The 4,405-nt window shown below is 69.5% G+C and carries 4 protein-coding genes and 1 pseudogene; 2 read left to right on the forward strand and 3 right to left on the reverse strand.

Going from position 1 to position 4,405, the window contains the following annotated elements:
- Positions 1-382 precede the first annotated feature (382 nt).
- Positions 383-1,147: an MgtC/SapB family protein gene (locus ACLHRZ_RS39600; RefSeq protein WP_490423457.1), complete on the reverse strand. Its 765-nt coding sequence runs from the start codon at positions 1,145-1,147 to the stop codon at positions 383-385.
- Positions 1,148-1,237: 90 nt separating this feature from the next.
- Between ACLHRZ_RS39600 and ACLHRZ_RS39605 the strand changes: the two are divergent.
- Positions 1,238-1,424 (forward strand): annotated as a pseudogene (locus ACLHRZ_RS39605) (IS66-like element ISFsp10 family transposase); the annotation flags it as partial.
- 217 nt (positions 1,425-1,641) lie between these two features.
- On the opposite strand, the gene ACLHRZ_RS39610 reads toward ACLHRZ_RS39605, so the two are convergent.
- Together ACLHRZ_RS39610 and ACLHRZ_RS39615 are read right to left on the reverse strand one after the other, a co-directional pair.
- A complete protein-coding gene (locus ACLHRZ_RS39610; protein WP_490423458.1) occupies positions 1,642-1,776 on the reverse strand; it encodes a hypothetical protein in 135 nt (44 codons plus the stop codon).
- On the reverse strand, positions 1,773-2,225 hold the full coding sequence (locus ACLHRZ_RS39615; protein ID WP_490423459.1) for a hypothetical protein: 453 nt from the start codon (positions 2,223-2,225) through the stop codon (positions 1,773-1,775). The genes ACLHRZ_RS39610 and ACLHRZ_RS39615 overlap by 4 nt, the downstream gene beginning before the upstream one ends.
- A gap of 639 nt (positions 2,226-2,864) precedes the next feature.
- On the opposite strand from ACLHRZ_RS39615, the gene ACLHRZ_RS39620 reads away from it, so the two are divergent.
- The gene (locus tag ACLHRZ_RS39620; RefSeq protein ID WP_490423460.1) at positions 2,865-4,214 is read left to right on the forward strand and encodes a rod shape-determining protein; all 1,350 of its coding nucleotides are present in this window, start codon (positions 2,865-2,867) and stop codon (positions 4,212-4,214) included.
- The last annotated feature ends 191 nt before the right edge of the window (positions 4,215-4,405 follow it).

Here is a 4,405-nt window from a genome sequence, read left to right on the forward strand (position 1 = left end):
ATCGTGACCCACTCCACCAGGGCATGCGGGACGTCGAGTACGGCAGGATAAGGAACCAACGAGGCCCTCGAGACGGCGAGCAGCGGACTTCAGACATCCCGCTCAACATCCCGAGGGCCTCGCCCGTTACAACCCGCCACCCTCACCCGACCAACGGCCACACTGAACAAGCTCAGTGACGATCCGGGCGGATCCCGGCCGCACCTGGCCCAGGTCACGCACCGCCCCGGGGGTCACAGAACGACAAGCACGAGGAACATCCCTCTTCTGCGCATCGCACAGTCTGCCGGCCCTCCAGCACGTCGGCCGCCGCTGCGTCCGCCCCTCGGCGGAGCAGCGGCCATGGCCCCTATGAATTGGTTTGTCTTGGTGTCCTGTGCTGTCACTCGGTTCTGTCGTGCTGGGTCTGCAGGCGGATGCCGAGGATGCCTTCCCAGTCGGTGAGTTCCCCGGCCAGTGGGTGCGCCGGGCCCTTGCCCTCCAGGGACAGCACCACCCCGGCCTCCTTGACCTTGCCGTGGCCGGTCCGGTCCTGCGCCTCCGCGTCGATGTGGACGTCCGTGACCTGGAAGCCGTTCCTGGTGCACAGCTCCAGCACCCGGCCCAGCAGGCCGCGGCGGGTCCGGTAGGACAGGCGGAGCTCGACGCGCTGGGCCACCGGGGCGCTCGTCGCCAGGCGGCGGGTCACCAGGGGGAAGCCACGCACCACCAGGAAGTGGACGAGGGTCGCGGCGGCGGCGAGGAGCGGCAGCCCGCCGCCGCAGGACATGCCGACGGCGCACGTCAGCCAGATCGTGGCGGCCGTGGTCAGACCGCGTACCGCATCGCGGCGGACGAAGATGAGGCCGCCGCCGATGAAGCCGATGCCGGAGACGATCTGTGCGGCGACCCGCGAGGGGTCCACGCTGTAGCCGTCGAGGCCGACCACGGCGCCGAAGCCGTGGATGGAGACCTCCATGAACAGTGCGCTGCCCACGCCGACGAGGGTGTGCGTGCGCAGCCCCGCGCTCTTCTGGTGTAACTCGCGTTCCAGGCCGATCAGCGAGGAGAGCAGGAGCGCTATCGCCAACTCGGTGAACTGACGGGCCCCTTGGCCGGTGCCGAGGACGAAGAGCGGGGCGGGGCCGTGCGCGACTATGGGGAGCATGGCGTCGATTGTGGCCGGAAATACAGTGGCCGAAAAGGGGTGTTGGCAACCCTCTACCATCCATGCGCTCCCAGTGGTTTCCTCCTGCACCAGCAGCGGATCCCCGGCGGCTGCTGACGGGATCCTGGCCGGACTCGCCGGCTTCGCCGTCGTCCAGTCCTACCTGTCCACCGCCAGAAATTGGGGCATCACCGCTCACGACGCCCTCACCCGGCTCTTCACCACCGGCCCCTGGCTGCCCTCTGCCCATACACCATCAGCAGCCTCACCCACCTGAATAACTACCGGTCGGAAGGAAAGCGGGACCAAAGACCTGTTTCATCAGGTTCTGACCGATCTTGTCTTGCTCTGGCGGTGCGCCTCGGTGAAGATCGTTTCCGGCCGCCGCTGCCTGCTCCCCCGCCGGTCGGCGGCGGCCGCCTCATTACCTGTGCCGGAGCGTCTGTTTCAGCGGTCTGCCCTGGCCCGGCGTCGGCGCGAGGGCGCGGTCGGCGTCAGTGACGCCTGCCGGTGGCGTGGCAGCGCGCGAGCCAGAGAGTGCCGGCCACTGCCAGAGCCGCCAGGGCTGCACCGGCCACGATGTGGGGTGTGCGCGGTTCCTGGCTTCTGGCGCTGGCACCGGTGTTCATGCCGCCCTTGGGGGATGGGGCTGGGCCATGCCCGGCGTGAGCGGGGCCTGTTCCTCGGCTGTGGCAGTGGCAGGGGCGTTGCCCGGGGCGACGACCACATCGCCCACGGTCTCTTTGCCGTTGTCGCACTGCACGCCGAGGCCGTAGGTGCCGGGCAGGGCGTTGTCCGGCACCACGAACCGGCCGGTCGCGACCGGTTCGTGTGCGCCGGGTTTGAGTTCGAATGCGGAGGGTCCACCGAGGGCGCTGGCATCGCCTTGGCCGTGGCCTTGTCGGCCGCAGGCCGTGGTGTTCACGGTGACCGCGGCACCGGGACGGACAGTGCCCGGGGTGACCTCGAGTTTGCCGGAGTCGCCTGCGAAAGCAGCAGCGGTGGACGTCAGCGCCAGGACGGTCATGACCAGGAAGGTGGCTTTTGTGGTCTCGGCGGGCACTCGTGCACTGCGCATACGTCATCCTCCGTGAGCGCGGACACGGCACGCGGGGCGTGCCGCGCGGATGCGGCATTCCGCGGCTGCTGTCAAGGTCGAGCGAAGCGGCCTTTGGCCAGCCCCGCACCTCGGAGCCGGGGTCCGGCACACCAAATGAGTGACGGCCGCAGCTCACCCCTCGCGATACCGTGGGTGTGCCGTTCCTGGCTGGTCAGGAAGGCCTTGAGGACTGGCGGGGAGCAGGCCGGGGCGCGCCGGGGCGTGGGGTTGTCCTTCCCGGTAGGCGTGCCGGGGCAGACTGTCGGTGCGGTCATCGCGCTGGTCTCTGCGCAGGCGTGGCAGTCCGGAAGACCGGCCGGTGACCGACCACCCGTACGGATCCTCCGCTCTGTCACCGGTTCAACGCCTGCTCCCGCAGGCCGGTGTCGGCGACGCGTGAATCGTGACCCACCGCCATGTGTCGATACCGGCCCGCTTTCCCGACGGTGCCCGCAGACCGGCAGGTACGGGTGTGTCGGGCGGGGGCCGCGGGGTGTTTGGGGTACCTCGTGTGGTGCAGTCCGCCGGGCGGCCGGTGTCCGTGGCAGGCAGTCTGACGGCAGGGGGGACTGTGCGACACCGTTACTCGTGTCCCCCTGCCGTGAGAAAGACCCCTGCATGGTTTCCGATCTTGAGCAGCTGCGCCGCTGCACCCTCGCGTTCGACCTCGGCACGGCCCGCACCCGCATCCACCTCACAGGCGCCGGGCTGGTGGTCGACGAGCCGAGCATGGTGGCCCTGTGCACCCGCACCGAACGTCTGATAGCCGCCGGCAGCGCCGCTCAGGTGCTGGAGGGAAGGGCGGGAGCCGGTGCCGAGTTTCTGCGCCCCATATACGCCGGCACCGTCATCGATGCCGGTATGGCGCAGCGGATGCTGCGGATGTTCCTGCGGGGCAGGACAGGGGGGTGGTTTCGTTCGCGGTTGGTGATGCGGCGGGTTGCCGTGGGCGTCCCGCATGCACCAGGGCAGGTGGCGCTGGATGCTGTGGCGCAGGTGCTCGGCGGTCTGGGGGCGCGCCGGGTTGTGCTGGTGGACAGGGTGCTGGCGGTGGCGGCGGGGTGCGGGCTGGATGCCGGCCGGGCCCAGGGATCGGTGGTTGTGCACTGCGGCAGCGTCTCCACGCAGATCGCGATGCTCTCCCTCGGCTCGGTCGTGACCGCGGAAACGGTGCCCGTCGGGGAGAGAACGTTCTTGCAGGTGCTGGATGCGCACATCCGCAGCGCACATCACCTGGCCCTTCCCTCACGCAGTCTCGAAGACCTCTGCCGCCTCCTGGCCGCTCAACCGCTCCTGGAGGAGGTGGAGTTGTGCGGACGGGAGCCGGCCACCGGCACGTGGCTCACCGTCGCCGTCGGCACGGCTGGCCTGCGCCAGGCGGTGCAGATACCGATGAGCGTGATCGTCCACGCTCTCGCCCAGGTCCTGCAGGCCTGCTCTGGCGACCTCGTGGCCGACCTCATCGACTCCGGCCTGACCATCACCGGCAGCAGCACCGCCCGCCTCGGCCTCGACCGGATGATCCACAACAGCACGGGCATCACCGCACGCATCCCAGGCCGGCCGGAGCTGAGCATCATCCGAGGGCTGGGCAGCCTCATCGACGGCGCCCCCCGCCCCGGGCGCACCAGTGACGGCAGCGATTCGTGCGCACGCCAGCCTTCACCGACCTGTCCAGCATCCCAGGGCCCGGCTGCAGCCCCGGTGGTGCCAAGTCTCACCGATGCCGATGCGCAGCGGACGCCGGTGGTGCAGGAAGGCACGGCCGGTGCGGGTACACCGCCGCGCAGCAATCCGCGTGCACCTACGGCGGGCCCTGTTGCGCGGAAGGTGCGGCGGCCATGCCGGCGCACCCGGCTGAAATACCCCTCCGCGTGGGATCCGCGGTCAGGAAGACCTCAGCTGCGGGGAAAGAACGGTGCGGGCAATACTGATGCCTTCCGCCGTCCGGCCCGCTATCCCAAGTAGCCGGGTATATTCCGTGGGTTCGCGTCCGGTCTGTCTGGCAAGGGCACACCGGCAAGGGGGTGCAGTCCGGCCTGCAGACCGCGGCGTCCGCCTACGGGCTCTTCCTGGCCCGGTGGATGAGTAACCGTTGGTTCAGTGAACCTTTTTCATCCTTCGTTTTCGCAGGTGAGGAGGGTGTGGACGGCTTGGAT

It is taken from the genome of Streptomyces sp. AM25 (assembly GCF_058146165.1).